Source organism: Paenibacillus sp. sgz302191 (assembly GCF_057749925.1).
This window is the reverse complement of the sequence record NZ_JBYLHY010000095.1, coordinates 1-900: the sequence shown is the minus strand read 5'-3', so window position 1 is coordinate 900 and position 900 is coordinate 1. Positions and strand designations below refer to the sequence as shown.

At 63.7% G+C, this 900-nt stretch carries 1 protein-coding gene; it reads left to right on the top strand.

Annotation, left to right across the window (positions count from 1 at the left end):
- On the top strand, window positions 1-900 hold a 900-nt coding region (locus tag AC3G2T_RS38740), incomplete at both ends, for an AMP-binding enzyme (protein ID WP_488438821.1).

The window sequence follows — 900 nt, the reverse complement described above, 5'->3', positions numbered from 1 at the left end:
GCAGCTGCAGCCGATCGGCGTAGCCGGGGAGCTGTGCATCGCGGGCCGGGGACTGGCCCGGGGCTACAACAACCGGCCGGAGGAGACGCGGGAGAAGTTCGTGGAGGATCCGTTCGCGCCTGGCGAGCGGATGTACCGCACGGGCGATTTGGCGCGGTGGCTGGAAGACGGCAGCATTGAATATTTGGGCCGCAAGGACCTGCAGGTGAAAGTGCGGGGCTTCCGGATCGAGCTGTCGGAAATCGAGGCGCAGCTCGTCGTGCATCCGGCGGTACAGGCGGCGGTCGTGGCCGGCATCCGGGATGCGAGCGGCAATACCGCCTTGTGCGCCTACGTGGTGCCGGAATGGCTGCTGGAAGGCGAGCTGCAGGACGATTTCACGCAGACTCTGCAGGCCGCTCTGGCGCAAAAGCTGCCGGAATACATGGTGCCGCAGCACTGGGTGCAGATGAGTGAGCTGCCGCTGACGCCCAACGGCAAGGTGGACCGGCGGGTGCTGCCGCAGCCGGAAATGACGGCGGTGGCGACGGATCACAAGGAGCCGGCAAGCGAACTGGAAACGCTGCTGGCGGAGATTTGGCAGGACGTGCTGGGCCTGATGATCGTCGGTACGCGGGACAATTTCTTCGCGCTGGGCGGCGATTCGATCAAGGCGATCCAGATGGGCAGCCGCCTGCACAAGCACGGATGGAAGCTGGAGATGAAGGACCTGTTCCAGCACCCAACGATCGAGCAGGTGATTCCATACCTGCAGCGGGCCGAAACGAAACCGGCAGATCAGGGACCGGTACAGGGCGAAGTGCTGCTGACCCCGATTCAGCAGTGGTTTTTCGAACGGAACTTTACCGATCGCCATCACTGGAACCAGTCGATTATGCTGCATGCGCCGTCCGGCTTTGA